Origin of the sequence: Halarchaeum nitratireducens (genome assembly GCF_014647155.1) — an archaeon.
Classification (GTDB): domain Archaea; phylum Halobacteriota; class Halobacteria; order Halobacteriales; family Halobacteriaceae; genus Halarchaeum; species Halarchaeum nitratireducens.
In genome coordinates this window covers 393335-418559 of the sequence record NZ_BMOQ01000001.1, presented here as the reverse complement: position 1 = coordinate 418559, position 25225 = coordinate 393335, and the positions used below count along the sequence as shown (strand labels likewise).

Annotated in this window: 32 protein-coding genes and 1 tRNA gene; 12 read left to right on the top strand and 21 right to left on the bottom strand. The window is 66.3% G+C overall.

All coding sequences use genetic code 11. The annotated features are described in order from the left end of the window. Nucleotides 1–6: 6 nt before the first annotated feature. Both dnaG and IEX91_RS02270 read right to left on the bottom strand, forming a co-directional pair. Complete coding sequence (gene dnaG, locus IEX91_RS02275) at nucleotides 7–1332, bottom strand: DNA primase DnaG (RefSeq protein WP_188876866.1); 1326 nt, start codon at nucleotides 1330–1332, stop codon at nucleotides 7–9. 72 nt (nucleotides 1333–1404) lie between these two features. Next, nucleotides 1405–2823 (bottom strand): MFS transporter, encoded by a 1419-nt coding sequence (locus IEX91_RS02270; protein ID WP_188876865.1) that lies wholly within the window; start codon nucleotides 2821–2823, stop codon nucleotides 1405–1407. Nucleotides 2824–2950: 127 nt separating this feature from the next. On the opposite strand from IEX91_RS02270, the gene IEX91_RS02265 reads away from it, so the two are divergent. Further along, a complete protein-coding gene (locus tag IEX91_RS02265; protein ID WP_188876864.1) occupies nucleotides 2951–3850 on the top strand; it encodes an HFX_2341 family transcriptional regulator in 900 nt (299 codons plus the stop codon). Here the strand turns inward: IEX91_RS02265 and IEX91_RS02260 are convergent, their stop codons facing one another. The 3 genes from IEX91_RS02260 to IEX91_RS02250 are packed head-to-tail and all read right to left on the bottom strand — an operon-like array spanning nucleotide 3851 to nucleotide 5897. After that, complete coding sequence (locus IEX91_RS02260; protein ID WP_188876863.1) at nucleotides 3851–4030, bottom strand: hypothetical protein; 180 nt, start codon at nucleotides 4028–4030, stop codon at nucleotides 3851–3853. A 31-nt stretch (nucleotides 4031–4061) separates the two neighbouring features. Further along, complete coding sequence (locus tag IEX91_RS02255; RefSeq protein WP_188876862.1) at nucleotides 4062–5108, bottom strand: hypothetical protein; 1047 nt, start codon at nucleotides 5106–5108, stop codon at nucleotides 4062–4064. 36 nt (nucleotides 5109–5144) lie between these two features. Next, nucleotides 5145–5897 (bottom strand): DUF1405 domain-containing protein, encoded by a 753-nt coding sequence (locus tag IEX91_RS02250; protein WP_188876861.1) that lies wholly within the window; start codon nucleotides 5895–5897, stop codon nucleotides 5145–5147. Nucleotides 5898–6041: 144 nt separating this feature from the next. Between IEX91_RS02250 and pdxS the strand changes: the two genes are divergently transcribed. After that, a complete protein-coding gene (gene pdxS / locus IEX91_RS02245; protein WP_188876860.1) occupies nucleotides 6042–6947 on the top strand; it encodes a pyridoxal 5'-phosphate synthase lyase subunit PdxS in 906 nt (301 codons plus the stop codon). Nucleotides 6948–7447: 500 nt separating this feature from the next. On the opposite strand, the gene IEX91_RS02240 is transcribed toward pdxS, so the two are convergent. From IEX91_RS02240 to IEX91_RS02225, 4 genes are all read right to left on the bottom strand, one after another. Next, a complete protein-coding gene (locus IEX91_RS02240) occupies nucleotides 7448–7768 on the bottom strand; it encodes a transcription factor S (RefSeq protein WP_188876859.1) in 321 nt (106 codons plus the stop codon). A 42-nt stretch (nucleotides 7769–7810) separates the two neighbouring features. Further along, nucleotides 7811–9049, bottom strand: a complete 1239-nt coding sequence (locus tag IEX91_RS02235; RefSeq protein WP_188876858.1) for a prolipoprotein diacylglyceryl transferase — start codon at nucleotides 9047–9049, stop codon at nucleotides 7811–7813. After that, nucleotides 9046–9882, bottom strand: a complete 837-nt coding sequence (locus tag IEX91_RS02230; protein WP_188876857.1) for an RAD55 family ATPase — start codon at nucleotides 9880–9882, stop codon at nucleotides 9046–9048. Before IEX91_RS02230 ends, IEX91_RS02235 begins: the two co-directional genes overlap by 4 nt. Nucleotides 9883–9969: 87 nt before the next feature. Next, entirely contained in the window at nucleotides 9970–10908 is a 939-nt protein-coding gene (locus IEX91_RS02225; protein ID WP_188876856.1) for a glycosyltransferase, read from the bottom strand. Between the two features lie 113 nt (nucleotides 10909–11021). Between IEX91_RS02225 and ilvD the strand changes: the two genes are divergently transcribed. Then, nucleotides 11022–12809, top strand: a complete 1788-nt coding sequence (ilvD, locus tag IEX91_RS02220; protein ID WP_229772760.1) for a dihydroxy-acid dehydratase — start codon at nucleotides 11022–11024, stop codon at nucleotides 12807–12809. Nucleotides 12810–13096: 287 nt separating this feature from the next. Here ilvD and IEX91_RS02215 read toward each other — a convergent pair whose 3' ends face one another. Continuing rightward, complete coding sequence (locus IEX91_RS02215; RefSeq protein WP_188876855.1) at nucleotides 13097–14275, bottom strand: tyrosine-type recombinase/integrase; 1179 nt, start codon at nucleotides 14273–14275, stop codon at nucleotides 13097–13099. Between the two features lie 66 nt (nucleotides 14276–14341). Beyond that, nucleotides 14342–14695: a tyrosine-type recombinase/integrase gene (locus IEX91_RS02210; RefSeq protein WP_407647937.1), complete on the bottom strand. Its 354-nt coding sequence runs from the start codon at nucleotides 14693–14695 to the stop codon at nucleotides 14342–14344. On the opposite strand from IEX91_RS02210, the gene IEX91_RS16695 reads away from it, so the two are divergent. Then, nucleotides 14600–15004 carry a hypothetical protein gene (locus tag IEX91_RS16695; protein ID WP_407647938.1) on the top strand — a complete coding sequence of 135 codons (405 nt, stop codon included), beginning with the start codon at nucleotides 14600–14602 and terminating at the stop codon, nucleotides 15002–15004. The genes IEX91_RS02210 and IEX91_RS16695 overlap by 96 nt on opposite strands. 10 nt (nucleotides 15005–15014) lie before the next feature. Here IEX91_RS16695 and IEX91_RS02205 read toward each other — a convergent pair whose 3' ends face one another. The 3 genes from IEX91_RS02205 to IEX91_RS02195 are packed head-to-tail and all read right to left on the bottom strand — an operon-like array spanning nucleotide 15015 to nucleotide 15933. Next, nucleotides 15015–15164, bottom strand: coding sequence for a hypothetical protein (locus tag IEX91_RS02205; protein WP_188876853.1), 150 nt, complete (start codon nucleotides 15162–15164; stop codon nucleotides 15015–15017). Further along, nucleotides 15161–15406 carry a hypothetical protein gene (locus IEX91_RS02200; RefSeq protein WP_188876852.1) on the bottom strand — a complete coding sequence of 82 codons (246 nt, stop codon included), beginning with the start codon at nucleotides 15404–15406 and terminating at the stop codon, nucleotides 15161–15163. The genes IEX91_RS02205 and IEX91_RS02200 overlap by 4 nt, the downstream gene beginning before the upstream one ends. Further along, nucleotides 15406–15933 carry a hypothetical protein gene (locus IEX91_RS02195; RefSeq protein ID WP_188876851.1) on the bottom strand — a complete coding sequence of 176 codons (528 nt, stop codon included), beginning with the start codon at nucleotides 15931–15933 and terminating at the stop codon, nucleotides 15406–15408. Before IEX91_RS02195 ends, IEX91_RS02200 begins: the two co-directional genes overlap by 1 nt. Before the next feature lie 269 nt (nucleotides 15934–16202). On the opposite strand from IEX91_RS02195, the gene IEX91_RS02190 reads away from it, so the two are divergent. Both IEX91_RS02190 and IEX91_RS02185 read left to right on the top strand, forming a co-directional pair. Continuing rightward, on the top strand, nucleotides 16203–16460 hold the full coding sequence (locus IEX91_RS02190; RefSeq protein WP_188876850.1) for a winged helix-turn-helix domain-containing protein: 258 nt from the start codon (nucleotides 16203–16205) through the stop codon (nucleotides 16458–16460). Between the two features lie 7 nt (nucleotides 16461–16467). After that, the gene (locus IEX91_RS02185; RefSeq protein ID WP_188876849.1) at nucleotides 16468–16731 is read left to right on the top strand and encodes a hypothetical protein; all 264 of its coding nucleotides are present in this window, start codon (nucleotides 16468–16470) and stop codon (nucleotides 16729–16731) included. Here IEX91_RS02185 and IEX91_RS02180 read toward each other — a convergent pair. Continuing rightward, the gene (locus IEX91_RS02180) at nucleotides 16728–17330 is read right to left on the bottom strand and encodes a hypothetical protein (protein ID WP_188876848.1); all 603 of its coding nucleotides are present in this window, start codon (nucleotides 17328–17330) and stop codon (nucleotides 16728–16730) included. The genes IEX91_RS02185 and IEX91_RS02180 overlap by 4 nt on opposite strands. Before the next feature lie 127 nt (nucleotides 17331–17457). On the opposite strand from IEX91_RS02180, the gene IEX91_RS02175 reads away from it, so the two are divergent. Together IEX91_RS02175 and IEX91_RS02170 are read left to right on the top strand one after the other, a co-directional pair. Next, complete coding sequence (locus tag IEX91_RS02175) at nucleotides 17458–17721, top strand: type II toxin-antitoxin system HicB family antitoxin (RefSeq protein WP_188876847.1); 264 nt, start codon at nucleotides 17458–17460, stop codon at nucleotides 17719–17721. Beyond that, a complete protein-coding gene (locus tag IEX91_RS02170) occupies nucleotides 17722–17964 on the top strand; it encodes a type II toxin-antitoxin system HicA family toxin (protein WP_188876846.1) in 243 nt (80 codons plus the stop codon). It begins immediately after the preceding gene. A gap of 5 nt (nucleotides 17965–17969) precedes the next feature. On the opposite strand, the gene IEX91_RS02165 is transcribed toward IEX91_RS02170, so the two are convergent. Next, nucleotides 17970–18209, bottom strand: a complete 240-nt coding sequence (locus tag IEX91_RS02165; RefSeq protein ID WP_188876845.1) for a hypothetical protein — start codon at nucleotides 18207–18209, stop codon at nucleotides 17970–17972. 209 nt (nucleotides 18210–18418) lie between these two features. Between IEX91_RS02165 and IEX91_RS02160 the strand changes: the two genes are divergently transcribed. Next, complete coding sequence (locus IEX91_RS02160) at nucleotides 18419–19408, top strand: hypothetical protein (RefSeq protein WP_188876844.1); 990 nt, start codon at nucleotides 18419–18421, stop codon at nucleotides 19406–19408. Between the two features lies 1 nt (nucleotide 19409). After that, nucleotides 19410–20072: a hypothetical protein gene (locus IEX91_RS02155; RefSeq protein ID WP_188876843.1), complete on the top strand. Its 663-nt coding sequence runs from the start codon at nucleotides 19410–19412 to the stop codon at nucleotides 20070–20072. A 20-nt stretch (nucleotides 20073–20092) separates the two neighbouring features. Here IEX91_RS02155 and IEX91_RS02150 read toward each other — a convergent pair whose 3' ends face one another. Both IEX91_RS02150 and IEX91_RS02145 read right to left on the bottom strand, forming a co-directional pair. Then, a complete protein-coding gene (locus IEX91_RS02150; RefSeq protein WP_188876842.1) occupies nucleotides 20093–21094 on the bottom strand; it encodes a Cdc6/Cdc18 family protein in 1002 nt (333 codons plus the stop codon). A gap of 55 nt (nucleotides 21095–21149) precedes the next feature. After that, nucleotides 21150–21977, bottom strand: coding sequence for a hypothetical protein (locus IEX91_RS02145; protein WP_188876841.1), 828 nt, complete (start codon nucleotides 21975–21977; stop codon nucleotides 21150–21152). Nucleotides 21978–22008: 31 nt separating this feature from the next. On the opposite strand from IEX91_RS02145, the gene IEX91_RS02140 reads away from it, so the two are divergent. Together IEX91_RS02140 and IEX91_RS02135 are read left to right on the top strand one after the other, a co-directional pair. After that, complete coding sequence (locus IEX91_RS02140; protein WP_188876840.1) at nucleotides 22009–22437, top strand: hypothetical protein; 429 nt, start codon at nucleotides 22009–22011, stop codon at nucleotides 22435–22437. Further along, the gene (locus tag IEX91_RS02135) at nucleotides 22437–23501 is read left to right on the top strand and encodes a tyrosine-type recombinase/integrase (protein WP_188876839.1); all 1065 of its coding nucleotides are present in this window, start codon (nucleotides 22437–22439) and stop codon (nucleotides 23499–23501) included. The genes IEX91_RS02140 and IEX91_RS02135 overlap by 1 nt, the downstream gene beginning before the upstream one ends. Before the next feature lie 71 nt (nucleotides 23502–23572). Here the strand turns inward: IEX91_RS02135 and IEX91_RS02130 are convergent. The 3 genes from IEX91_RS02130 to cmk all read right to left on the bottom strand — a co-directional run bounded on the left by IEX91_RS02130 (nucleotide 23573) and on the right by cmk (nucleotide 25197). Continuing rightward, nucleotides 23573–23645 (bottom strand) — tRNA-Pro (locus tag IEX91_RS02130). 97 nt (nucleotides 23646–23742) lie between these two features. Then, the gene (locus tag IEX91_RS02125) at nucleotides 23743–24618 is read right to left on the bottom strand and encodes an RNA-guided pseudouridylation complex pseudouridine synthase subunit Cbf5 (protein ID WP_188876838.1); all 876 of its coding nucleotides are present in this window, start codon (nucleotides 24616–24618) and stop codon (nucleotides 23743–23745) included. Next, nucleotides 24619–25197: a (d)CMP kinase gene (gene cmk, locus IEX91_RS02120; protein WP_188876837.1), complete on the bottom strand. Its 579-nt coding sequence runs from the start codon at nucleotides 25195–25197 to the stop codon at nucleotides 24619–24621. Nucleotides 25198–25225 lie beyond the last annotated feature (28 nt).

The following is a 25225-nucleotide window of genomic DNA, read 5'->3' as shown; positions in this document are numbered from 1 at the left end:
AGGGGGTTAGGTCAGTTCGTCGAGGGTGTGGAGCGCGACGCCGACGGGTTCTTTCACGATGTCGGCGCGCCCGGCGCCGACGAGGGCTTCGATCCCGCGCTGTGCGGCGACGTCGAGGAGCCGCTGGGTGATCGGGCCGTCCCGGACGACGAGGATGGGAACGGGGTCGGTGTCCCGGAGCGTCTCGAACGCGGCGGCCGCTTCGACGTCGGCGACGCGCTCGAATCCCGGGGCGTAACAGTGACAGCGCCCGGTGTCCCGGATCGCCTCGGCGGCCTCGGCCGTGGACGTCGGGCCGGAGGCGGGCGGCGTGTCGGTGTCGGAGGCGGAGGCGGACGGCCCCGTGTCCGGTTCGTCGGCCGGCGTCGGCGAGGGGACGGCGCTTCCGTCGGTCGCGGCGACGCCGGTCGCGGTCGAGGATGCGTCGTCGGCGGGGTCGGAACCACTCGCCGCGGTAGTGGTTTCGGCGTCGACGCCGGCGTCGGTCTCGTCCGCGACGTCAGCCGCGTCGGGATCGGCGGCCGTCGCCGGATCGCTCGCGCCCGCGGGGCGTTTCTCGCGGAGCGCGGCGTGGACGGCGGCGCGCGAGAGGTCCTCGACGGATTCTCCCTCGGGCGGCGAAGCGACGTAGTCGATGTCGCCGACTTGACGGAGCTCTTCGAGGATGAGGGCGCCGCCCCGATCGCCGTCGAGGAAGGCGGTGGCCCGACGCTCGCGGGTGAGGTCCGCGACGGCGTCGGGAACGGACGTCCCCTCGACGGCGACGGCGTTCTTCACGCCGTACTTGAGGAGGGTGACGACGTCCGCGCGGCCCTCGACGACGACGACGGCGTCGCTCGATTCGACCTTCGGGCCCGCGGGGAGCCCCTCGAACTCGGTGACGTCCGCGACGCGGACCGACTCGCGGACCTCGGTGAGGATGTCGTCGCTGTCGATCGCGCCCTCGTCGAAGGAGGTGGCGAGGAGCTCTTTCGCGCGTTCCGTGACCTCACGGCGCTTGGCGGCCCGGCAGTCCTCGATGCGCGAGACCTCCACGGTGGCGCGACAGGGACCGACGCGCTCGATGGCTTCGAGCGCCGCGCCGAGCACGGACGTCTCGACGCGATCGAGGTTCGAGGCGAGCGTGATGTGACCGAAGGACTGTCCGCCCTCGGTCTCGACGTCGACGTCGAGACGGCCGAGTTTCGAGGCGTCTTGGAGGGCGTGGATGTCGAGTTCGTCGCCGAGCAGGCCTTCGGTCTGTCCGAACACCGCCCCGACGACGTCGCTGCGTTCGATGATGCCGTCCGCGACGAGGTCGGCGTGAACGCGGTATTTGGCGGTGTCTTCCATGTGGGAATATCGGAGTCCCTCCCTGATACACTATTCGGACTCAAATACCTGCTGGCGGGACGCGCGTCACGTTCACTTCAACGGCGTCCCCTTCGTCTCGACGCCGAAGGCGAGGACGACGGCGCCGCCGAGGGCGAAGGCGACCGCGAGCGGGAGGAGCGCGGCGACGTAGCCGATGGGGACGAGCGCGCCGGCGAGAATCGGCCCGACGACGGCCGCGATCTTCCCGACGCCGCCCGCGAAGCCGTTGCCGGTCGCGCGGAGGGCGGTCGGGAAGAGCTCCGGCGTGTAGGCGTAGATCGCGCCCCACGCGCCGAGCGTGAAGAAGGAGGACGCGAGGAGGGCGAGGAAGAACGGCCAGAACCCCTCGATGCCGAGGCCGAATCCCGCGCCGGGCATCGCGGCCGCGAAGACGAACGTAAAGGCGCCGGAGGCGAGGAGGTAGACTCCGAGCGTGGGCTTCCGACCGACCTTCTCGACGAGGTACGCGGCGCTCGCGTAGCCGGGGAACTGGACGAGCGCGATGAGGAGGAAGTAGCCGTAGATGCCGCCGATCGTCACGCCGCCGAGCTGGAACGCGGGGACAGTGCCGCTCGCGCCGAACGTCTGCGGGAGCCAGATGAACACCCCGTAGTAGCCGAAGTTGATGGCGAACCACGCGAACGCGATGGTGACGGTGCGGGCGCGCAGGCCCGCGGCGAAGAGGTCGCGGACGCTCGACTCCGAGCCGGTGTCGACGGCCGCGGGGTCGATCGGGGTGTAGTCGCCGCCGGATTCGGCGGCCATGGCGCGCAGGCGCTCGTTGGCGGCGTCGACCTTCCCGACGCGCGCGAGGTAGTACGGCGTCTCGGAGAGGCCGTAGCGGACGACGAAGACGAGGAAGCCGGGGAGCGCGGAGGCGACGAAGAGCAGCCGCCAGCCCTCGACGGCGCCGAAGACGGGGATCGAGACGAGGCCGCCGCTCGGGAGGTACGAGAGGAAGAGCCACGCGATCGCGACGGCGAGACCGTAACCGAGCGGCCAGAAGGCATCGAGGTAGACCAGATACCGGCCGCGACGGTCGGTCGGCAGGTGCTCCGAGAGGTAGGAGGTGTCGACGGCGAGCGCGCCGCCCAAGCCGACGCCGGTGAGAAAGCGCAGCGCGAAGCCGGTGTAGAAGCCGACGGCGAGGGCGGTGAGGCCGGCGAAGACGGCGTAGGAGAGCACGGTCCACTGGAAGGCGGGCTTGCGGCCGTAGCGGTCGGCGACGTACCCCCACCCCCAGTTGCCGGCGATCATCCCCATGAGGCTCGCGGAGCCGAGGAGGCCGGCGGCGAGCCCGGAGAGCCCCCACGCCTCCAAGAGCACGGGGAGGGTGAAGCTAATCAGGATGACCTCCATCCCGTCGAAGGCCCACGCGGTACCGCAGATCGCCAACAGCCGACGGTGGAACGACCCGATCGGGATTCGATCGAGCGCGCCGGCGACGGACGTCGCGTCGTGATCCGACATGTTCCACCGCTTGGATACAATACGTTATAATACCAAGTGGTAGGTGAACGAATTGCCGGAGTGAAGAATAAAAATCTTCGAGAGTCGTCGGTAACGCTTATCCATCGTTCGGCCACTCTACCTGAACATGGCAACGCACGTCGTTCCGGTCGGCTTCGACTACGACCGACTGATCGCGCCGCTAGTGCGGGAGCGCCTCTCCGTCGAGCGCGTCGTCCTCCTGGAGGGCGCAGTCGGGAGCGAGGCGAACGTCGAGTACTCGCGGAACCTCGCGGAGAAGCTCGCGCGCGACTTCGAGAACCTCCTCGGCGCGGAGACCGAGCGCCGCGACGTCGCGGACGTCTACGACTACGACGCCGCGTTCGAGCAGGCCTTCGACCTCATCAACGACGAGCTCGACCGGGGGGAGGGCGACGTCTGGGTGAACATCTCCTCGATGCCCCGGACGGTGAGCTTCGCGTTCGCCACCGCCGCCGACTCCGTCGTCATCGAACGCGCCGACGATCGCGATCGAGTCCACACGTACTACACGGCCCCCGAGAAGTACCTGGAGACCGAGCTCGCGGAGGAGCTCCGCGAAGCCGTCGACCTCCTCGACGCCGCGGCCGAAGGTGACGCCGGCGTCGACACCGACGCCGCCGCCGAACGCGCCGACGCCGCGCGCGAGCTACTCGACGAGTTCGACGAGCGCGGCACCACCATCGGCGCCAAAGAGCTGGAGGGCGGTCACATCATCGAGTTCCCCGTCGCCTCCTTCTCGAACGTCAAGCCCTTCGAGGAGCTCATCCTCTACACTCTCGGCGATCACGGCGAGTTCGAGAGCGTGAGCGAGCTCGCGGAGACGCTCGCGGGCGAGCTCGGCGAGGAGTACACGGACAGCTTCCGCTCGAAGGTCATCTACAACGTCGACCGGCTCGGTCCCGAGGGGAAGGGGTACGTCGAGCAGGAGGCGCGCGGAAACGCCCACCGGACCCACCTCTCGCGCATCGGCGAGCTCTGGGTGCGCGCCCACCAGAACGAGGACTAGTCAGCGCGTGTAGTCGTACAGCGTCGCCGCGACGCCGAACGCGACGACCACCGCGACGGCGACAGCGACGTCGCTCCGCGTCGCGTCGGCGCGAACGGGTGGCGGCCCGTACGCGAGTACGGCGACGACGAACAAGAGTGTCGCCGTCCGGACGCCGTTGCGATACAGGGCGCGTCGCACGTTCGAGCCGTCGGACGGGTGCACCAAATCCCTACCCCCACTCCAGCCCGCGGGCGTTCGTCGGCGCGTCCAGGGGAATGGCCGGCGGGTCCGCGGGGACGTCCGGATCGTTGTAGACGCGGGGCGCGACGTCGTTCGGCGCGTTCGGGTAGAGCAGCGACGCGAGCAATTGGACGTGCGTGCGCCCGACGTCGAGTTCGAACTGGCCGCCGCCGTAACAGCCGACACCGTTGTCCGCCGCCCACTCGATCGTGTCGAAAAGCGACTCGACGCTCCCGAAGCGCGAGGGCTTGACGTTCAGCCAGGCGGGCTCGACCGGGAGCGCGTCGGCGCTCTCGACGCCCGTGACGGGCGCGTCGAAGGCGATCCGGTCGGCGTTCGCCTCGACGAGCGGTCGCGTCTCCGAGGTGAGCGCGGGGTCCTCGACGATGGTCCCGGGAACGTCGAAGACGCGCTCGTAGAGGTCGAGGTCGGGCGCCTGGTCGACCTCGGTCCCCTCGTAGTACCCCTTCAGGTCGAGGATGCGGACCGCGCTCGTCTCGCGGAGGTCGGCGAACGTCTCGGCCGGCCAGTCGCCCTCCGGATCGAGTTTGAACCCTAGTTCGGGGCGGCGCTCGCGGAGGCGATGAACGCGATCGGTGTCGCCGCCGGGGAGGCGCGCGGAGGCGACGAACGAGACGGGCGCGGGATCGACGCCGAAGACCTCGGAGAGCGACGTGACGGACTGCTTGAGCGCGAGGTCGAGCGCCGCGGATTCGAGCCCCCAGCGCCGGTAGTGCCGGGAGTCCTCGCGCTCCGGCGGCTTCGACGGGAAGAGGTCGGCGTCGTCGAGGCGCGCCGCGAACTCCGCGAACGTCCAGCGGCCCGTGAGTTCGTCGAAGGCGGCGTCGAGGGCGTCGTGGTCGACGGCGTCGTAGGTGACGTCCTCGCCGCGGCCCGCGGTGTTCCCGCCCGGCCCCCGAAAGACGAACGTCGTCGTGACGCGCTCGAAGCCGCTCGACGTCTCGCGGGCGTTGCGCTCGCGCTCGATCGTGGTGACGTAGAAGGGGAGGTCGGCGACGCGGTCGTAGAGGGACATAGCGAACGGGAGGGCGGCGAGCCCCAAAAGCGTCCGTCAGTCGGCGCGCCGAGCCCGGAGTTTGGCGACGCGCGTCGAGAGCGCGAGGAAGGTGGCGAGGAGGGTGACCGTCACGGCGCCCGCGGCGGCGAGCGCGTGGGCGTCGGGCGGATGCACGACCGGCCCCGAGAGGAGCGACTGGCCGAGGAACGAGCCGACCGCGTACCCCACGGACTCGGGCGGGACGAAGGTGTGGTGGGGGGTGCCGAGCACGGGGACGAAGTAGTCGAGGAGGAGGTTACAGCCGTACCACGCGAGCGCGATCGAGACGGCGCGGACGGGGAACTCGGCGTACCGTTGGATCACGAACGCCTCGACGGCCATGGCGAGATGCGAACAGCAGAGGAAGGCGTACATCGGGAGCGGGAGGTAGGAGAAGCCCTCCCGGAAGACGAGGAGGACGTACGGCGTCCAGAGGCCGAGGATCAGACAGCCGTAGAAGGCGAGGGCGTGCACCCACTCGCCGCCGCGCCCGCGCGCCCAGAGCGCGAGCGAGCACGCGACGAACAGCGTCGCCACGGGACTGTCCGGGACGAAGACCCAGAGCGCGGTCGGTTCGACGGAGAGCTGCGGGACGTAGTACCAGAAGCCGAAGAGGGTACCCAAGACGTTGGCGAGGACGACCGGCCAGACGAGACGGAGGCCGACGTCTTCGAGGCGAGTCGGAAGCGGCGCGACGTACCACGGCAGGTCCTCGGGATCGGGGAGCGTATCGCGCGGGCGGCAAAGCCACGCGGGGAGTGCCGACATAGGCGCGACGAGGCGCCCGGAGCGCATATAGCGTGGTGGTCGCCGGCCCGCAGGGCGCTCGCCGCCGACGCGCGCCGGGGATCGACGGCAGACGCGGGCACCGCAACCGGCATTCCTTTGGCGGTCCCGGCGTTACCACGAGGCATGACCGAAACGGACATCGAGGACCTCAAACGCGGGACGGACCTCGTGAAGCGGGGCTTCGCACGCATGCAGAAAGGCGGCGTCATCATGGACGTCGTGAACGCCGAGCAGGCCCGCATCGCGGAGGACGCTGGCGCGGTCGCCGTCATGCACCTCGAAGCCGTGCCCGCCGACATCCGCAAACGCGGCGGCGTCGCGCGGATGGCCGACCCCGGCACCATCGACGAGATCATCGAGGAGGTCTCGATCCCCGTCATGGGGAAGGTCCGCATCGGCCACCGCAAGGAGGCCGAGATCATGGAGGTCGCGGGCGCGGACATGATCGACGAGTCAGAAGTCCTCACCCCCGCCGACGACACGTACCACATCGACAAGCGCGACTTCACCGCGCCGTTCGTCTGCGGCGCACGCAACCTCGGCGAGGCCCTCCGCCGCATCGACGAGGGCGCCGCGATGATCCGAACCAAGGGCGAGGCCGGCACCGGGGACGTCAACCAGGCCGTTCACCACCAGCGTAACATCAAGAGCGAGATCCGCAAGCTCGAGGGGATGAACCACGAGGAGCGCGTCATGTGGGCCCGCGAACACGAAGCGCCGCGGGAACTCGTCCACGAGACCGCCGAGATGGGCCGCCTCCCCGTCGTCAACTTCGCCGCCGGCGGCATCGCCACGCCCGCCGACGCCGCGCTCATGATGTACCACGAGTGCGACGGCATCTTCGTCGGCTCCGGCATCTTCGGCGCCGAGGACCCCGAGAAGATGGGGCGCGCCATCGTCGACGCCGTCAACAACCACGACGACCCCGAGCGCCTCGAAGAGATCGCCTCCGACATCGGCGCCGGCATGAAGGGCGAGGCCAACGCCGACCTCCCCGAAGAAGAGAAGCTGCAGGGCCGCGGCAACTAAGAACGACCGTCTTTTCACGACTCCGATTCGGCGAAGCCGAACCGCTCCTCGCAGAAACACGGGAGAAAAACTCCCGCGAACGCGCCGTGCGCGTTCGCGGTGAATCGCGCTCACTACCGGGTCCTCCGGACCGCTCGTTCGCGCGAACGTTAGCCACGTGGACGCCTGGTCAGAATACGAACGACATGAGCTCCAAGAGAGCACCGTGGAGAGAGCGGGCCGAGGAATCCCTCAAATCGTGACAAAGCCACGCTGGGGGGTGGCGATAGCTTTCAGTCGAGATTTTTCCGGCGAGCGCAGGGAAGGGTCGCACAGAGACTAAGCGGCTTTTCCACGGCGAGGGCCGACGAACCAAACCACGAGGCTAGCGTTCGCCGAGCGAGCGGTCTGGAAGACCCGAGCGAGGCGATTCACCGGTCGCCTACGGCGACCGGCCTTTTTCACCCATGTTTTTGCGGTACGGGGGTCGCCGCAGGCGACTCCCTGCCGGAGAAAGATGGTTAGTTATAACTCCGCCACCGGTGGCCGCACTCGGTGCACTTGAAAAAGCGCGTCGGGGGTTCGTCGGCGGCGCCGGTCTGCTTGATCGTGTACCACGCCTCGTCGTTGCCACAGGCGTCACAGACGACCTCGGCGGTGGGTTTGCCCTCGTCATCGGCGTTCTCGGTCGTCTCGATGACGTCGCTGTCGTCCTGCGCGTCGGTCGTGACGTAGTCGGCTTCGCTATCGGCGTCGCGGCCCTGCTCGTGCCCGCAGCTCGAACAGACCATCACGTCACCGTCGGCGTGCATCATCGACCCGCACTCGTCGCAGAACTGCATACGTGCGGCGAGGGTACGAACGCCGAAAAGTCCCCGCTTTCGCTACGCCCCGTCGTCGTCGTTCGCCCACTCGATCGCGGGGTCGTTGCCGTCAACGTCGTCGCCCTCGTCGTCCTCGCCGTCCTCGTCACCCCACGTGATCTCGTCCGGCGAGATCGAGTCACCCCCGGTGGTCGACGTCCCCGAGTCGTCGTCCTCGATGTCGGCGTCGTCCCCGGAAGTGTCCGGGGTGCTGTCGTCTGCGATGCCGTCGTCGTCCTCGGGAGCGTCCGTGGCGTCGACCGGCCCGTCCGTCTCGTCGGCGCCGATCGACGCTACCGTCCCGTCGGCGTCGACCGCGGTAGCGCCAGCGGTCGATTCGTCGGCGTCACCCCGCGTGAGGTCGTCGGACGCTACGGACTCGCGTCCGCCAGCCGACGCGGCGGCCGCGTCCGGCCCGCCGTCGTCCGACGTGGCGGTCGTGCTCTCGGCATCGGCGTCCTCGCTACTGCCGTCGGACGAGGCGGAGGTCTCGTCGGCGGCCCCGGCGGTGGCGTCGTCGACCGCCCTAGCCTCCGCGTCGGACGGAGTGACTGGCTCGTCGCCCGTCGCGGGCTCGTCGACCGCGCGCGGCTCGTCGTGGGCCGGGTTCGATTCGTCGCCGTTCGGGTCGTCGGCCGACGCAGTCCCTCGATCCGTGACTCCCGCCGTCGCGTCGCGGTCGTCGTCCGTCTCGTCGCGGAGTCCGACCAGTCCGTCGCCGGTGCCGTCGGTGTCGCCGGCACCGTCGCCACCGTCGTCGGTGTCAGTCGCGGGGGCCGCGTCTCCGCCGCTCGCGTCACGGCCGAAATCGACGTCGTCCCGCTCGACGTGCGCTTCCACCTCGTCGCGAGACGTGTCCGCGACGTCGATGTCCTCGACGACCATCGGGCAGTCGACGACCTCGAAGCGCTCGCTGTCGACGACGCGGCGGATCTCCGTCCCCGGATGGGTGCATTCGAGGGCCGGCGGGTCGGCGAAGAAGCGACAGCCGTGGCAGGTGCGATCCGAGATCACGCGGACGGTTCCGTCGACGTCCTCGGAGTCGGCCGAATCGACCTCGCCCTCGGTGAGCGTCTCCCACGCGCTCGCGTCCGCCGGGTCGCCCTCGACGTCCACCTCCTCGAAGAGGTCGCCGGCGGCCTCGCCGTCTTCGTCGGCGTCGCCGAGCGCCGGGACACCGCGCTCCTCGTCCGGCGGCAGGTCGGTCGTCGCCACGTCCTCCGGGGATCCGGCGTCGTCGGCGTGCTCGTCGTCGCTCATCGGATCTTCCGGACGTTCGAGACGTCGAAGCCGGCCTCGTGGATCTCGGTCTCGAAGCGAACGATGTCGTCCTCCTCGAGCTGGCTGAGGACGCCCCGGAACTCCTGGACGAACATCGTCCGGACGCGTTCGTTTCCGCCGGTCTCCCAGCCGAACTGGACGGTGCCGTCGACGCAGGCCATCAGCTCGCCGAACTCGGTGTCGGTGATCGCATCGCGGGAGAGGTGGAGGAGGATCAGTCCGTCCCACTCGCGCGTGGCCTTGCGGAGTCCCTTGAGGAGGTAGACGACGTCGGCCCACGAGCGCTCGCGTTGTTGGTCGCCGACGAGGTCGGTCAGCGAGTCGACGACGACGAGGCTGTCGGAGGCGTTCTCGTCGAGGTAGTCCGCGAACGCCTGGATGACGCCCCGCCGATCGGTCGTGTTCCCGAGTTCGGCGAGCGATCGGGGGTCGTCGGCGTACCACTCGCGGGGGACCGGGCTCAACTGGAAGTACTCGGCGGAGAGATCGGCGAACGTCACACCGGAGAGCCCGGAGGCGACGATCTCGTTGTCCATCGAGAACGTGATCTCGCGGCTGACGTCCCCGCGGCTCGCCGAGAAGGAGACGTAGTGGACCTCCGCGGGCGGCTCGACGCCGGGTTCGAGATCACCGTAGTGGAGGTCGAAGAGCTCGGGGTCGTCCTTGAGCATGCCGTTGAAGACGGTGCTCGTGTAGAGGAACTCGCGTGCGCCGGCGCCCGCGCTCCCCGCGAGGAGCACGACGCTCCCCGCCGGGGCACCGCCCCCGATCTGCCCGTCGAAACGCGAGACGCCGAACGGTAACCTCGCCATACGCTCCCATGAGCGCGCCCGGCGCTTACCAGTTATGGAGGACGCGACGGCTCGATCGACCCCGTCAGGGGAAGCGGTAGCGTTTCCCTACCCGTCGAGGACGCCGACGGCGACGCGGCCCGCGCCGTTCTCGTACGTCGGGGCGTCCGGCGGGTCTCGGGCGGCACGGACGACCTCGTCGGGCGAGGCGACGGTGCGAAAGCCGGTCGCACGCGAGGCGAGGCGCGCGACGCCGCGCTGCTCGCTCGTGAAGGGGTAGATCAGGCAGGGCGTCCCGGCGACCGCCGCCTCCATCACCGTCGAGTAGCCGGGACAGAGGACGAGGTCGGCGGCGCGGAGCGTCGGTAGCATCGAGGCGACGGGTTCCCAGTCGTCGCCGCCGACGAGCGTCACGTCGCGGCCGGCCTCGCGGAGGCGCGCGACGCTCTCGTCGAGCGCCGTCGAGTACGTGCTGGGAAGGACGACGACGTCCGGATCGCCGACGACGGGCGCGTCGACGTCGAGCGCGAGCGGCGGCACGCGCGTCACGCCGTCGGGGTCGGCGGCGGCGCGCGGCCAGACGGTCGGGTAGTAGAAGTCGCGGGCAACGCCGCGCTGATAGGCTGTGAGGACGGCCGCGCCCGCGCGCTCGACCGGGTCGTCGTAGAACCCCGGGGCGTTGTGCGTCGTGACGTAGCAGGGGACACCCGCGAGCGGTGCCGCCATCGCCGCGAACATATCGTCGGTGACGAGGCGATCCGGGTCCTCGTCACGGAGCCAGCCGGAGAGGTCACGGACGCGACGGACGCTCGCCGGGACGCTCCCCGTGAGCGTCGCGGCGATCCCCCCCGAACCCTGGTAGTCGCCGACGTAGTCGACGGGGGTCGGGACGTACTCGTCGTAGCCGAGGAGGTCGACGAAGCGCTTTCCGGGTCCGCCGCCGGCGAGCGACACCGTCGCGCCGCGGGCTTCGAGTTCGCGCGCGACGGCGAGCATCCGCGTGGCGTGGCCCGCGCCCTCCGGGTAGTGTGCGACCGCGACGTGCATACCACCGCACGCGCGACGGAGCGCAAAGAAAGCCGCGGGGTCGCCGCGAGTGTGCCACGACAACACGCGCCCGTCGCGCTGGGTTTATGGCCGCCGGCGGGCAAGGTTCGACAATGAGCGGCAAACCGGAGTCGAACCCGGACGAGACGGAGCCGTCAGTGCCCGACGGCGCGAGCGACGGGGCCGGCGAGAAGCCCGGGAAGGACCCCGAGCTGCGTAGCACCGAGGTCACCGAAGGCCCCGACCGCGCGCCCCACCGCGCGATGTTCCGCGCGATGGGGTACGACGACAAGGACCTCGCGTCGCCGATGGTCGGCGTCGCCAACCCTGCGGCGGACATCACGCCGTGCAACGTCCACCTCGACGACGTCGCGAACGCCGCGACCGTCGGCATCGACGAGGAGGGCGGGATGCCCATCGAGTTCGGCACCGTCACCGTCAGCGACGCCATCTCCATGGGGACGGAGGGAATGAAGGCCTCGCTCATCTCCCGGGAAGTGATCGCCGACTCCGTCGAGCTCGTCTCCTTCGCCGAGCGGATGGACGCGCTCGTCACCGTCGGGGGCTGTGATAAGAACCTCCCCGGCATGATGATGGCCGCCATCCGCACCGACCTGCCGAGCGTCTTCCTCTACGGTGGCTCCATCATGCCCGGCCACCACGAGGGCCGCGAGATCACGGTCCAGAACGTCTTCGAGGGCGTCGGCAGCGTCGCCTCCGGCGACATGACCGAGGAGGAACTCTACGAGATGGAGCACGAGGCCTGCCCCGGCGCGGGCTCCTGTGGGGGGATGTTCACCGCGAACACGATGGCCTCCATCAGCGAGACGCTCGGACTCGCTCCGCTCGGGTCGGCCTCCCCGCTCGCCGAGAGCGAGGAGCGCCTCGAAGTCGCCCGCGAGGCCGGGAAGGTCGTCCTCGACGCCGTCGAGAACGACCGGCGTCCGAGCGACATCCTCACGAAGGAGTCCTTCGAGAACGCCATCGCCGTGCAGGTCGCGCTCGGCGGTTCCACGAACGGCGTCCTCCACGTCCTCGCGCTCGCCGCCGAGGCCGGCGTCGACCTCTCCATCGAGGAGTTCGACGAGATCAGCAAGCGCACGCCGAAGATCGCCAACCTCCAGCCCGGCGGCACGCGCGTCATGAAGGACCTCCACGACGTCGGCGGCGTCCCCGTCGTCATCCGCCGCCTCCTCGACGGCGGCTACCTCCACGGCGACGCGATGACCGTCACCGGCAACACCATCGCGGAGGAGCTGGAGACGCTCGACCTCCCGGACGACGAGGACATCGACGCGGACTTCCTCGCTACCGTGGACGACCCCTACCACGAGGAGGGCGCGATCAAGATCCTCACCGGGAACCTCGCGCCGGACGGGGGCGTCCTCAAAGTCACCGGCGAGGAGGGCTTCCACCACGAGGGCCCCGCGCGCGTCTTCGACACCGAGGAGGACGCGATGGCGTACGTTCAGGGCGGCGAGATCGAATCCGGCGACGTCATCGTCATCCGCAACGAGGGCCCGCGCGGCGGCCCCGGCATGCGCGAGATGCTCGGCGTCACCGCCGCCGTCGTCGGTCAAGGCCACGAAGACGACGTTGCGCTCCTCACCGACGGCCGTTTCAGCGGTGCGACCCGCGGCCCGATGATCGGCCACGTCGCCCCCGAGTCCGTCGTCGGCGGCCCCATCGCCGCCCTCGAAGACGGCGATACCGTGACCGTCGACGTCCGCGAGCGCGAACTCTCCGTCGACCTCTCCGAGGAGGAACTCGAGGCGCGCCTCGAAGAGTACGAGCGCCCCGAGATCCAGTACGCGGGCGGCTTCCTCCGCAAGTACGGCGACATGTTCGACTCCGCGGCGAACGGCGCCGTGACGAACCCCGCCGTCAAGCGCGACGACTAAGCGAAGCTCGCGTCTGATCGACGACGCGGCGTTTCCCGACGAGCGTCGATGCGATCTCAGCCGTCACCTGGGGGTTCTCGTCGATCGTACTACGGACGAAACCGCCCGTCACAGCAGCGCCCCAAATTGCAGGACTTGTTTTCTGAATTTCAGTCTCAGATCGTGCAAAATGGAATGATAGCGCTTCTACTACTGTTTGTGTAGAAGCAACGAAAGTGGGAGTGGGACCGTTGAGGTGCGCGCTTCGCGACTGAGTGATACCCCGGCGAGTCGCGTCGGTGTCTCGATCATTCGTCGTCCTCGTCGAGTCGGTCGAGCAGATCACGGCGCCCAGCGGCGCGCGTCAGATGCTCGGGTTGGTCGTAGACGTCGATCTCCGTCGTGTTCGCTTTCGCCTCTAGGTCGCGACGTGGCCAGCCGCGATCGCGGTGCCAGGTGAACGAGCCCGTTCGGATCTTGTGCGGACTCCGCGCGGACGGGCACTTGTTCCCGTAGCCGTGCTCGCGCGCCTCGCACGTCTCCGGATCGCGGTCGTGCGGACACTCGCCGCCGAACTCGCACGGCTGGGTGAGCACGTACATCCAGTTCCGGATCGCCGACTTCGAGAGTCGACCATCGCCCTTCTGTGAGGAGAGCAGCGGCGAGCGACCATGCTCGTCTTCGACGTCGGCGCGGGTCACGCGCAGGTAGTTGGCGACTATCTCGCCGACCTCGCTGGCGAGGTTGATGACGCGCTCGCCCTCGACGCCGTTCTTCAGTCGCGTTCCGGTCTCGGGCCGATTCCGCGGGAAGACGAACGGCGTCTCCGCGCGCTCGAGCATCTTCTCAACGACGCTCGGCGCGTAGCCTTCCTCCTCGTAGGTACGGCGCAGTCGCTCAAGGTCGTCGTCCTCCAGGTAGACGTCCTGGACATCGAGTGAGTGGAGCGCGCCGAGGCGCATCGTCGTCCGCCAGAACAGCAGGAAAGTGACGTGCTCGCGGGTCGCGTACCGGTAGCGCTTCAGGTTCTCGAGGATGGTCTCCGCGCGCTCGATGGGGAGCTTCTCCGTGTTGATGCGCTCCTCTTTCGTCGGACTCGGAACATCCAGAGCGTCCGGAACGTCCGACGCGACGGCGTCCAGGTCCTCGCAGTACTCGAGGAAACGCTGGAGTGTACCCCACTCGTTCTTGCGCGTGCTCACGTCGAGACCGTCCGAGATACGTTCCGACTCGTAGGCCTTCATGTGCCGTGTCGCCAGGTCGTTCAGGTTCTCGATGTCGTACGCCGCGCAGAACCGGAGGAAGTGAACCGTCCGATCACGGTAGGAGCGAATCGTCGAGTCCGAGCGGTCGTCGAGGCGCGCGAGCCACTCTTCGCGAGCAGCTTCCGGAGACATCGGTTCGAGGTCGGCCTCCGGGTCGAGGCGCGCTTCGAGCTCGTCGAGGCGCTCGATGACGTCCGCCGCGACCGGGCTGTCCTCACTCATCGAGACCCCTCCGTGTCCGCAGATCGTCCGTGCTGTTCGATGGTGTGTGATCTCGCTGTCGATCGGTCATCGTGAGTGGATCATGTGGAGTGCGCGGGCGGTGTTCTCGCCAGAACTGGCGATATAGGACTGTGCGGTTCGGAGGTCGGCCCAGCCGAATAGAGACTGGAGGGGGAGCATGTCGAGGCCGCGGCCAGCGTGATAGGTGGCGGCGGTCGCTCTCAGAGCGTGCGGATAGATGCTCCCGGAGTCAATTTCCACAGCGGCTTCGGCAGCGGCTTTGACGCGGCGGTTGACGACGGCTCTCGAGTGCGGCCACGCGTCATGATCCTCGAAGAACCGTTCGATGGCGAGGCTGGCGCGAGGGTCGAAGTCGAAGGGGATCTCACGTGCGGCCGCAGGGGTCTTCGGACTCCACATCGAGGCTTCGGCGTCCGCCTGAGTGAGATCCTCGTCAGCGTCGGCCATCTGGGAGGCCTGAGCGCGACAGTACCCGCAAACGCCGTCGCCCTCCCCTTTCCGACACGCTTGGAGAGCAGGCACGACGATCATGTTCCGACGCCAGTCGACCCACTCCTCGCGCATATGTGCGATTTCGCCGGCCCTCATTCCGAGACGGCCAGCGACGAGACAGACGAACCGGGCTTCGTCAGCTCGCTCACCGTCGAGAGAACGGGCGCCCTCGAGGAGAAGCTGGAACTGACGGTCGCGAAGCGCATCTTCGCGTGAGTGATGGACGCTACTTGCCATCGGCTCCCTCCCTTTCGACGTCCGTAGCGGTCGAACGCGACTCCCTGAGACGTTCTTTTGCGTCCTCGGGGAGTTCGTCCCACATGATCTCTGCAAACCACTCTTTTCCATCGAGTTCGTCGCGCTCAGTATCGCTCACAGGTCGGACTCACCCCGTTCGGCGTCCGCAGAGACTTCACGCGAGCGAAGATGCTCGGCAGCGACTTGCTTGCTCTCGAATTCTCGACCACAGGAGCATCGAAGTGTATCCTCGTTTTTGACTGGGCCGCGCCCCTCGTTGTGGTGGACGACGAGGTTGCCGTCGTCGTCGAGCTCGAAGACTTCGATGTCGGACACCCACGTCTGCCGTTCAATCCGGTGTTCGTTCCCGCCCGACGACATCACGAATCGGCCTCCGTCCCGGATGCGTCTCGGATGCGCTCGAGGACGACCTCGTCCTCGTCTGCGCCGTCTGCGACCGACTCCAGAACCTCGGGGTAGCGGTCTTCGCGGCCGAGCACGAGGATGCGGTCGTCCGTGGTGAGCCACGCGACGCCGTCGTCGGCGAGATCGTCGACCTGCGCCTGCGTGAGCTTCACCACGTCGGCCTCCATCGAGTCCTCAGAGTCGTCGCGCATCGCTAACTGCTCGGCGTTCCGGCGTGCGTGCACGTCCCGGTCGCGCGTCTCCCCGTCGCGGAGCGTCGCGCGCTCCGGCTCGTGCTCGCCGCCGTCAGCGATGACGCGACGCCCGCCGTCCTCGGCGTCACGACAGTCCGCGTGCTCCTCAAACAGTTCCTCTGGCGTCACGCACGCGGTGTCGCAGACCGCGCAGTAGCACTCGTCGATCGCGTCCGGACCGCTGTCTCTGCGCGCGATACTCGCGTCGTGTGCGGGGGCGTTAAGACCCCGCGAATCGTCGTCGTACATGGCTTTCGTGCGATGGTCACGAGGGCCCACACGGACCCGCTGTCTCCAGCAGCGGGGTCCGCATCGTTTTCGAGATGGACCCATCAAGGAGCGACGGGTCCGCGAAGAGTCCTCGCTACAAACGAAGTAGTTTGTCGGTGACTTAGTCTTTACCCACGATCTGGTTTGTCTAACAAACTGTTTAATTTGGCAAAGAGGCGGCATGAAAATAGTAAAGATTCGCTGGGAGAGCACACAAGGACATGGCAAACCCTCGTCTCGCTCAGTGGATGACACCCGTTGATCGGGACATCCTTGAGCTACTGCGAAACGAGGGGAATGGCGAACTACGCCTAACACCGGGTTTAATAGCCGAAAACCTGGACTGGGGCGATCAAGCCGTTCGAGAGCATACGCCTCTACTGCGCAAACATGGCCTCGTGGAGTATGTGGATGAGAGCAGGGGCGTCTATCAGATCTCGGATCGCGGCCGCGCATGGCTCCGTGGCGACCTCCCGACCGAAGAGCTCGAAGAGAGAGAAGAGTAACGCGTAGATGGCCCCGAACCTCGAGGAGGTAATCGCGTCGCTGCTCGAGGAGGGAGGGGCGACGAAGACGGCGGCGGGTCTTCTGTTGCGGATCACTCTCGAATTGGGGCTTTCGCTGATCACGGCGTTGCTCCTCGGACTGCCGACGTACTACCTCGCGGTGGGCTTGTTCGGAGTCCACCCGATGGGGAAGTACCTGCTGGGCTGGATACTGACGCTCACCTTCTTGGTCTATCGAACGGAGATCGCGACGACGTTCGGGGCCTCTTAGAACCAGTCGGATCGCGTCCGCTCGAAGCGGACGATGAGTTCGTTCTGGAGGTTCTTCGGCTCGAACTCGGAGAGGAAGGCGTCGAGCCACTCGGCAGTGTCGTGAGCACCACGGACGAACTCGAAGACGCCGAGTATGATCTTCAGGAGCCAGACGCCGAGGAGGACTGCACCACCGAGAGAGACGGGGTAGTCGCTCCGGGTGATCTCGCCGTCGATGTGCGGAACGAGGAGGGCGACGACGAGACCGGCTGTCGGTCCGACGACCTCGGAGAAGCCCATCCCGAGCGCGGTTGCGACGACGAGCACCGCGTTGTAGTAGAGGACCATGAGCCCGGTGAGCGTCCGCTTCACCGTGGTGCTCTCGGTGACGTCGCCGGTGCTCTGGAGGTTGCCGCCGATGTCGAGCTGTCCGAAGTAGACGACGAGCCCGACGTAGCCGGCGAAAGCCAGCATCGCCGCTTCCGAGGAAGTCGCGCCGGCGATGACGAAGGCAGGGATGCAGAGAACGGCGAAGAGGATGAGGAGCCCGAGCGTGCTTTCGAGCGTCTCCCGGAGGTACGAGAGGGAGGTCCGAATGACGCCGGGATACTCGCTCATAGCGTACCCGTGTGTACGCGATTGAGGTAGTAAAAGCATGGCACAAACGGAACCAGCCGTATCCATTCTCGTGAGACACACGACGCGACCGAACGCTTATCCGCCGGATTCGCGTACTGTTCTGGTAATGGCGAGTGCGTCCCGAGACACGAACGGCGAGGGCGTGAAGTTCGTCCACGAGGAGGACGGGAGCATCACGGCCGTCGACGAGGAGACGGGCGTCGCGTCGTTCGGCGACACGAAGGCGGAGGCACTGCGGATGCTCGCCGAAGCGCTCGAACTCCACGAGGGCGGCGGCGAACCGGTCACGGACGAGGACCTCGAGGAGTTCGGCCTCGATCCCGACGACGTCGGCGGCGAGTCCGAAGAGCCCCCCGAGTTCATGCGGTAGATGGCGGGGACCTTCACCGGGAAGGACGTCGCGTCGGCGCTGATGGAGATGAACTACGTACCGGTCGACCGGACCGGGAGCCACCTGAAGCTTCGCTGGGAGGCCCCGGACGGCGACGAGGTCCGCGTCGTCACGGTGCCGATGCACGGCGAAATCCCGACCGGAACGCTCCGCTCCATCGCCGAGCAGTGCGGCGCGGAGGACTTCCGCGCGTGGTGCGAGTGGATCGACGAACACAGCTGAGCGCGTCATAGTTCCACCTCGTCGAATCCGACCTCCTCCAGGAAGCGACGCATCCAGCTGGGCACGTCGGCCGTCGAGCGCGCCTCGAGGAGGCGGGCGGTCTCGATGTCGATGGCGAAGACCCAGCGTTCGCCCTCGCAGTGGACGGTGACGTGCTCGTCGTGGAGATGCGCGCGGATGCACTGACCCCACGGCAGGTGTTCGGTGACGGTGCGAGTCGGTGGTCCGTGCTCGGCGTCGGACATGGGAGAAGCGAGACACGGGATGGATAAGGTGCTACAGCGGCGCGTGCCGGAAACAGCCTCAGAAGGTCGAAGCGCGCGAATATGGGCGCGAGAGGCGTGCTACTCCATGCCGGAAGTGCGTGCCGGAAGTATGCCGGGAAGTAGTGAAGATCAGGAACTGGGTGGAAGTGAAGACTTAAGGATGCAATACAGTTAGAAAAGAGAAGAGCATGAGCTCCGAGGAAGATGTGTCGTTTGGGGAACCAGAGTTCCTCGCATACCGATTGCTGGTCCGGTTGAAGGAGCAGAGCAAGGGCCAGATTACTCGGAGCAAGTACCTGAAACTATGCTGTATCGCGGATCGCTATCTTGAGCAGAATGATGTCGATATCGAGTTCCCCCGCTACTGGTACAAATATGGGGAAATCGCGAGTGAAAGTGATATCGACGGTCGCGTAGCGTGGTCGACATCGGCCAAGGGTTTCCCCGGACGACAGTACTTCCCGAGTGATCGGTTTGACGCCGCGGACTGGGAAGATCAATACCAGTTCGACGAAGAACTCTACGCTCCAGCGGACGATATCGAGACGGACGACTTCGATGTCGATGAGGAGACTCGAAGGAAGATCGACGAGGCGATTCGCTGGGTCGTTCACCGCCTCGGGAAGAAGAGCGTCAGCGAAATTCGGCACTATCAGTACCAGCGATACGCGCCGCTGGAATTCATTCGCGCATATAGTGACCTTCGCTGGCAGTTGGAGAACACGGAGCCGGTACAGGGACGGCTAACGATGTCGGCAACTCAGCAGAGCTCGCAAGAACTGGTAGAAGAGCTCCTTGACGAGATGGTGATGGCCTATCCGGAGGAGAAATTCAACGATATGTATTCGTTGTTCCTTCGCTGGGAGGACACGGTCCGTCTTCTCCTGGAGAACCAGACGAACTACGAGGAGGTTGAGGAGTTCTTCGATTCGTTCATCGAGGCTCTCAGCAAGGTTGAGTTGCGATTCGCGTACCGTGAAGACATCCCGGACGAGCGGCTATCGGGGTGGGAGGAAGAACGTGAAGAAGTCAAGACGGAGTTCCGGGAGGAGCTTCGCGAAGTACGGGATGGCCATCTATTCGATAGGGGAACGAGCGGGACGTTTGAGGCGTTATCTGAGCCGTTCAGTAAGACGGTGATGGACGACATTGAGGAGTCCCTGGAGGATCAAATGTAGCATGGCTGAGCAAGCATTTCTCGATACCGGAGTAGTCCTCGCGTTTGCATTCACGACGGACAAGCATCACTTCAAGTGTAGGAAGTATCTCGAATCGGGCAACGAAACCTGCTATGTCAGCGAGCGAGTAGAGGACGAATACCGTAAGAAGCAGCCAGAATTGGCTGATAAGTACTCTGACGCCATCTTCAAGCACATAGCGGACCTGAAGCAGTCAAACTTCTCCGGGCAGTTAGACCCGATGGATATCAAGTCGATTCGAGAGAACGTCCTGTACAGAGGGAACGATGCATACCAGTTCCTCTATTGGTTCTATCGAAAAGAGGTCTCGAAGTATCTCCCGATGCAACAGCTTCTGGAGCAGCTTCGGACGCTGGCACGGGATATCGACACGAACGCTGTCAAGCGTCGGCACGAGCTGGAAGAATCGCTTGTCGAGTGGGTTCGTGAAGACGATTATAAAGACGTCGAGGCCGCGCTGAACGTGATTCATACGCAGGATCGTCTCATCTGCATTGATGCTCACGATCTCGCCGAAAAAAGCGACGAAGAGACGGAACTCGCAACGACGAATCCGAATGACTTCGTTAGGAATGGGCATCGGGAGCTGATTCTCGAGAATACTGCGCTTGATGATGTCGTATCGCTCGCCGTTACATCGTAGATGAGAGCATTGTACGCCGCTTAGACGTTCGAGTAGAAGACCTTCCCGCGCCCCTGTCCGCTTGACGCGATGAGCGCGTAGTGCTCCTCAAGAGCGCGCAGGTACTTGCGGCGCGTCCGTGACGCGACGGGATCGTCGCGCTGTTGCTTGTAGCGGGCGCGGAGGTCACTCGCGGAGATGGGGCCGGCCTGCGCGACGAGTTCGAACAGGATGCGCTTCTCGGTGGAGAGGTCGGCGACGCGCTGCTCGTTGATCGCGTCGCGGGCTTCACCGACGACGCTATCGACGATCTCCAGCGTGACGTAGCGCCTCTCACCGGACTCGACGTAGCGGGCGGCGCGACGGAGAAGCGCAATCGCGTAGCGTGCGTCGCCGGTGGCGAGATCAGCAATATGGTCGAGAACGTCGTCGTGAACCACTCCCGGACGGAGGCCAGCTTTCACGCGCGAGCGGAGGATATCGACCATTTCCGAGTGCCCGTATGGCCGCAACTCGACGCGGACCGCACCACGTAGGCGACTCTGGAGGCGGCCGTTGAGGCGCGCGAAGAAGTCATCCTCGTCGAGAGTGACCAAGACGAGCGTTACGTTCGGGATCTCGTAGAGCGACATAAGCACATCCTGATCAGCGAGGACATCAACCTCGTCGAGGACAGCGACGAACTGTTCGTCCCGTTGACGCAGACGATTCAAGAAGCGACTCGGTGCAGTCCCGTCCTGTCGGAGATCGGGTGCGAGCTCGGCGTCACGCAAGAGCCGATGCAGAACAGCGGACTTTCCAGAGTCAGAGATACAGTTCACGTAGCCCCAGCGGATCGACGCCTCATGGTTGAGTTGTCGGAGGACATAGCGCGCCGTCGTCGTCTTCCCAGCGCCGCTCGGCCCGAAGACGAAGATATCGTCGCCCGGGTGATCGTGAAGGAGCGGGTCAAGCGCTGTCGTCATCTGGTTGATCTGTCCCTCTCGGTGGTAGAGGTCCCGCGGGACGTAGGCATCCTCCAGCGCTCGGAGGTCGGTAATCATACAGATTTCGAGTGGGCCGGGAATATGAAAGCTCGCAGAGTGAGGTGAAAGTGGTCTACGTAGAGACCGTCGTGGTTTCGCTGGCGACAGTCTCGCCGTCTCGAGTCAGCCGGATGGTCATATCGTGGCTCCCGTCGGAGACGACGATCCCGTCAGTGAAGGAAGTGAGTTCGGTCCGCTCGGAACCGGTTGCGAGTGGCTGGGTGGAGGTGGCGGAGTCGGTTCGCGTCGCACCGTCTAGTTCGATCTCGACCGAGTCGTACGTGAGCGGGATCCCGCCGTCGTTCCGTACGTTGAAACTCACCGAGGAGAGCTCCGACTTGTCCTGTCCGGCCCGGCCGATGAACGTCGTGTCGACGTCGCTGATCGAGCCCTCGGCGTCGCCGAACGTCTTCGTCGCCGTCTTCGAGACCGACCCACTCGAAGAGGAGATCGTCACCTCCACGGGAACGTCGCCACCGGACTCGACCGTATAGATCGGGCCGTACCCGGAGGCGAGCCCGTCACCGTAGGTGAACGTCGTCGTCTGCCCGCCATCGACTTGGTAGGACGCCTGACCGGCTTCCGTCCCGCGAACGGAAATCGTGGCGGTGAAGCTCCCGGTCACGTCGCCGACGTTCTGCACTCTGAAGTCGACCGTCTGTAACTCCGAACCCTGCCAGGTCGGCGAGATCGAGAGGAGATCGAGGTTCGCGTTTGCGACGGATCGTGTGATCGAGGTTTCCGCGTAGCCCGCGGAGGAGTTCGCCACGAGCGAGAGGTCGACGTTTCCGCCCGACGACTCGTAAAGCGAGAGGAAGCCGTTGAGCTCGAACTGAGCCGACTCACCCGGTCCGATAGTCTGCGAGAACGACGAGTCCAGGGTCTCGGTTCCGTCGTACACGGATACCGCTACTGACGCCGGCATGTCGCCCGTGTTCCGAACGGTCGTACTCACGCTGTTGAGCGTACTACCGTCCCACTGCGGCGTCGTGTTGACGAGCTCGAGGTTCGGTCCCTGGAAGCTCTTTGCGAACGATCCCGAGACGGTTCCGGTCGCCAGTTCGAGAGAAGCGTCGCCACGGACGTCGCCCGGTTCCTCGATCCTGATCGCGTTGTATGACGGCGCTATCGAACACCAGATTGAACGGCAGACATGGGTCTCGGATATCGAGGTCTATCGACTCGACGATGACGGCAATCTCGTTGTGGACCACAACGAGGGGCGCGGTCCGGTCAAAAACGAGGACACGCTTCGATGCTCCTGCGGCCGCGAGTTCGAGAGCGAGGAACTCGCTGCCGAGCATCTGCGTTCGACCGTTGCGGGAACTGAACGATCCGCGGACACGGAGGGGTCGCATTGATGGCGGAACAGTCGCACGGGCGCGCTGGGGGTAACAGCGAGCGTCCAAGTGACCTGAAGCGGATGACCCCGCGGATGGCGATGGATCGCTATCTCGACCGGCGTGAAGCCGCAGACAGCACGAGTGAAGCCACCGTGTCGACGTACCGGCGGCGACTTGGGACGTTCGTCGAGTGGTGTGAGAATCGCGGTCTGATGAACGTGAACGATGTCGACGGCCGCGTGCTCGACGACTACTGGCAGTATCGTCGGGAGTCGCTGAACGATGTCTCGATGAAGAACGAGTTCGGGACGCTGAAGAAACTCTTCGAGTACGCGGTGGCGATCGAGGCGGCGGAACCGGACATCCCGGAGAAGATCGCGCTGTTGAAGCCGACGCTGTCGAAGACGCAGCGCTCGAACGACGAGAAGATCGAGGCGGAGCAGGCGACGGCGATTCTCGACTGGCAGACGAAGTTCCACTACGCGAGCCGCGATCACGTGATGTTCGCGCTGCTCTGGCATACGGGCTGTCGGACAGGTGGGCTTCGCGCGCTCGATCTCGGCGACGTCCACGTGGACGAGCAGTTCGTCGAGTTCCGACATCGGCCAGCTGAGGAGACGCCGCTGAAGAACGAGTTCGACGGCGAGCGTGACGTCGCGCTCTCCGACGATATCGCGCGAATCGTCGGCGACTACATCGAGGAGAACCGGAAGAAGGTGGTCGACGACTACGGCCGCGAGCCGCTCGTGACGACGGAACGCGGTCGTGCCGCGGGGAACACGATTCAGCGGCGCACGTACGCGCTCACACAGCCGTGCACGGTCCGTGAGTGTCCACACGACCGCGATCCGGACGACTGCGAGTTCCGCGTGCACGGCCGCGAGAGCAAGTGTCCGTCGTCACTCTCTCCGCATCGGATTCGGACGGGCGCGATCTCGTACATGCGCGAGTGTGGGATGTCGATCAGCGCCGTGTCCGATCGCGTCGACGCGACGCCGGAGACGATCCGGACGCACTACGACCGGTCGGATCCGCGGCGGACGATGGAGTCGCGGCGTGAGGAGGTGTCGAAGCTTGACTAAGAAACGAAGCCTGAAACCGATGAAACCGAACCAAATCCAAGTCTCAGGGATGGATTGCCTCGAAAATGTAGTGGGACCGTTGAGATTCGAACTCAAGTCCGACGGACCCCATCCGCCGAGGATACCAAGCTACCCCACGGCCCCGTATTTCGTGGGAGGCGGGTGCCGACATTAAGGCCTTCGTTTCGACGACGGATGAGATCATCGGGATCCGACGTCGGATCCGGTTGGCCGCCGTGTGTCAGACGAGAACGCGTTCGAGCGAGACGACTTCCCCCGTGTCGGCGTGGGGATCACCGACGAGGCGACCGAGGCAGACGACCGACCCGTTCGGCGTGTAGCAGACGACGAGCGCACCGTGATCCACGTCGACGGCGTCGATGACGCCGGGTGCGAACACGGGCGCACCGTCGGCGACGGAGTCGGCGGCGGAGGGTGCGATGGTGACCGAGGGGAGGTGAGTCAGCGCGTCCTCTGCGGGTGCGAGGGCGTCCTGGAGCCACGTCTCGTCGCCGCGCTCGCGCCACTCGGCGAGGGCGTCTGCGAGGTCGTGGAGAGTCACGAGGGAGGCGTCGTCGAACGGCCCGGTCGCGCTCCGGCGCAGGTCACCCATGTGCGCGCCGGTTCCGAGCGCGAGACCGAGGTCGTGACAGAGTTTGCGGACGTAAGTCCCGCTCTCACAGCGAATGCGGACGAGGACCCGTCGGCGGTCGTCGGAGAGCTCGAGCACCTCGAGGTCGTACACCTCGCGGACGCGCAGGCGGCGCGCGACGGCGCTCTTGCGCGGGGGTTTCTGGTAGAGCGGGCCCTCGAACTCGTCGAGGACGGTCTCGAGATCCGTCGGCGCGCGGGCGTGGAGTTCGAGGACGGCGACGTACTCTTTTGGACCTTCGAGGAGCGCGGGCGCGAGACGCGTGGCCGTTCCCGTCAGGACGGGGAGGCAACCGGTGACCTTCGGATCGAGCGTCCCGGCGTGGGCGGCCTTCTCCACGCCGACCATGTCGCGGATCCACGCCGAAACCTGGTGTGCGGAGGGACCCGGGGGCTTGTCCAGATTCACCACGCCGAACTCACGGAGGGCGTCGATATCGCGCTCTTCGGGGGCCACGCGGCGCATCTAGAACTCGTAGCGGACGTCGTCGATCGGCGTCGGTCCCTCGTCCTGCGAGGGGACGTACGCGTCGACGGCGTAGAGGACGATATCCGTCACCTCCTCGGGCCCCCACCGCGCGGTGTTCACGGAGAGATCGTAGATCGTGAGGTCGTCGAAGTCGATGTCGTAATACTCGGCGTATCGCGCGTTCTCGGAGGCCTCGCGCTTCTCCGTCTCCTTGCGGGCGGCGGCGGGCGTCTTGCCTTCGCGTTCGGCGATCCGACGACACCGCGTCCCGAGCGGCGCGTCGAGCCAGATCTTGATGTCCGCGTACTCACCCGCCATCCAGCCCGCGAGGCGGGATTCGAGGACGACGTCGTCGCGTTCACGCGCCGTCTCGCGCAGCTGTTCGTCGAGTTCCTTGTCGATCTGCGGGTCCTCCTCCGCGAGTTCGTTGAACTCTTCGAGCGTGAGCCCGCGCTCGTCGGCGAGCCCGCGGAAGATGTCGCCACCGGAGGTGTGCTCGTAGCCGAGGTGGTCCGCGAGCGTGGACGCCACCGTGGACTTCCCGCTGCCCGGCGGCCCGGAGATCGTGACCAACATAGTCGCCATCGGCACGCGCGGAGTAAGG

Excerpts from the sequence above, each read along its gene's own strand:
- dnaG (WP_188876866.1), bottom strand. The coding sequence starts at position 1,332 with ATGGAAGACACCGCCAAATACCGCGTTCACGCCGACCTCGTCGCGGAC.
- IEX91_RS02270 (WP_188876865.1), bottom strand. The coding sequence starts at position 2,823 with ATGTCGGATCACGACGCGACGTCCGTCGCCGGCGCGCTCGATCGAATC.
- IEX91_RS02265 (WP_188876864.1), top strand. The coding sequence starts at position 2,951 with ATGGCAACGCACGTCGTTCCGGTCGGCTTCGACTACGACCGACTGATC.
- IEX91_RS02255 (WP_188876862.1), bottom strand. The coding sequence starts at position 5,108 with ATGTCCCTCTACGACCGCGTCGCCGACCTCCCCTTCTACGTCACCACG.
- IEX91_RS02250 (WP_188876861.1), bottom strand. The coding sequence starts at position 5,897 with ATGTCGGCACTCCCCGCGTGGCTTTGCCGCCCGCGCGATACGCTCCCC.
- pdxS (WP_188876860.1), top strand. The coding sequence starts at position 6,042 with ATGACCGAAACGGACATCGAGGACCTCAAACGCGGGACGGACCTCGTG.
- IEX91_RS02240 (WP_188876859.1), bottom strand. The coding sequence starts at position 7,768 with ATGCAGTTCTGCGACGAGTGCGGGTCGATGATGCACGCCGACGGTGAC.
- IEX91_RS02235 (WP_188876858.1), bottom strand. The coding sequence starts at position 9,049 with ATGAGCGACGACGAGCACGCCGACGACGCCGGATCCCCGGAGGACGTG.
- IEX91_RS02230 (WP_188876857.1), bottom strand. The coding sequence starts at position 9,882 with ATGGCGAGGTTACCGTTCGGCGTCTCGCGTTTCGACGGGCAGATCGGG.
- IEX91_RS02225 (WP_188876856.1), bottom strand. The coding sequence starts at position 10,908 with ATGCACGTCGCGGTCGCACACTACCCGGAGGGCGCGGGCCACGCCACG.
- ilvD (WP_229772760.1), top strand. The coding sequence starts at position 11,022 with ATGAGCGGCAAACCGGAGTCGAACCCGGACGAGACGGAGCCGTCAGTG.
- IEX91_RS02215 (WP_188876855.1), bottom strand. The coding sequence starts at position 14,275 with ATGAGTGAGGACAGCCCGGTCGCGGCGGACGTCATCGAGCGCCTCGAC.
- IEX91_RS16695 (WP_407647938.1), top strand. The coding sequence starts at position 14,600 with ATGATCCTCGAAGAACCGTTCGATGGCGAGGCTGGCGCGAGGGTCGAA.
- IEX91_RS02210 (WP_407647937.1), bottom strand. The coding sequence starts at position 14,695 with ATGTGGAGTCCGAAGACCCCTGCGGCCGCACGTGAGATCCCCTTCGAC.
- IEX91_RS02200 (WP_188876852.1), bottom strand. The coding sequence starts at position 15,406 with ATGTCGTCGGGCGGGAACGAACACCGGATTGAACGGCAGACGTGGGTG.
- IEX91_RS02195 (WP_188876851.1), bottom strand. The coding sequence starts at position 15,933 with ATGTACGACGACGATTCGCGGGGTCTTAACGCCCCCGCACACGACGCG.
- IEX91_RS02190 (WP_188876850.1), top strand. The coding sequence starts at position 16,203 with ATGACACCCGTTGATCGGGACATCCTTGAGCTACTGCGAAACGAGGGG.
- IEX91_RS02185 (WP_188876849.1), top strand. The coding sequence starts at position 16,468 with ATGGCCCCGAACCTCGAGGAGGTAATCGCGTCGCTGCTCGAGGAGGGA.
- IEX91_RS02180 (WP_188876848.1), bottom strand. The coding sequence starts at position 17,330 with ATGAGCGAGTATCCCGGCGTCATTCGGACCTCCCTCTCGTACCTCCGG.
- IEX91_RS02175 (WP_188876847.1), top strand. The coding sequence starts at position 17,458 with ATGGCGAGTGCGTCCCGAGACACGAACGGCGAGGGCGTGAAGTTCGTC.
- IEX91_RS02170 (WP_188876846.1), top strand. The coding sequence starts at position 17,722 with ATGGCGGGGACCTTCACCGGGAAGGACGTCGCGTCGGCGCTGATGGAG.
- IEX91_RS02165 (WP_188876845.1), bottom strand. The coding sequence starts at position 18,209 with ATGTCCGACGCCGAGCACGGACCACCGACTCGCACCGTCACCGAACAC.
- IEX91_RS02160 (WP_188876844.1), top strand. The coding sequence starts at position 18,419 with ATGAGCTCCGAGGAAGATGTGTCGTTTGGGGAACCAGAGTTCCTCGCA.
- IEX91_RS02155 (WP_188876843.1), top strand. The coding sequence starts at position 19,410 with ATGGCTGAGCAAGCATTTCTCGATACCGGAGTAGTCCTCGCGTTTGCA.
- IEX91_RS02150 (WP_188876842.1), bottom strand. The coding sequence starts at position 21,094 with ATGATTACCGACCTCCGAGCGCTGGAGGATGCCTACGTCCCGCGGGAC.
- IEX91_RS02135 (WP_188876839.1), top strand. The coding sequence starts at position 22,437 with ATGGCGGAACAGTCGCACGGGCGCGCTGGGGGTAACAGCGAGCGTCCA.
- IEX91_RS02125 (WP_188876838.1), bottom strand. The coding sequence starts at position 24,618 with ATGCGCCGCGTGGCCCCCGAAGAGCGCGATATCGACGCCCTCCGTGAG.
- cmk (WP_188876837.1), bottom strand. The coding sequence starts at position 25,197 with ATGTTGGTCACGATCTCCGGGCCGCCGGGCAGCGGGAAGTCCACGGTG.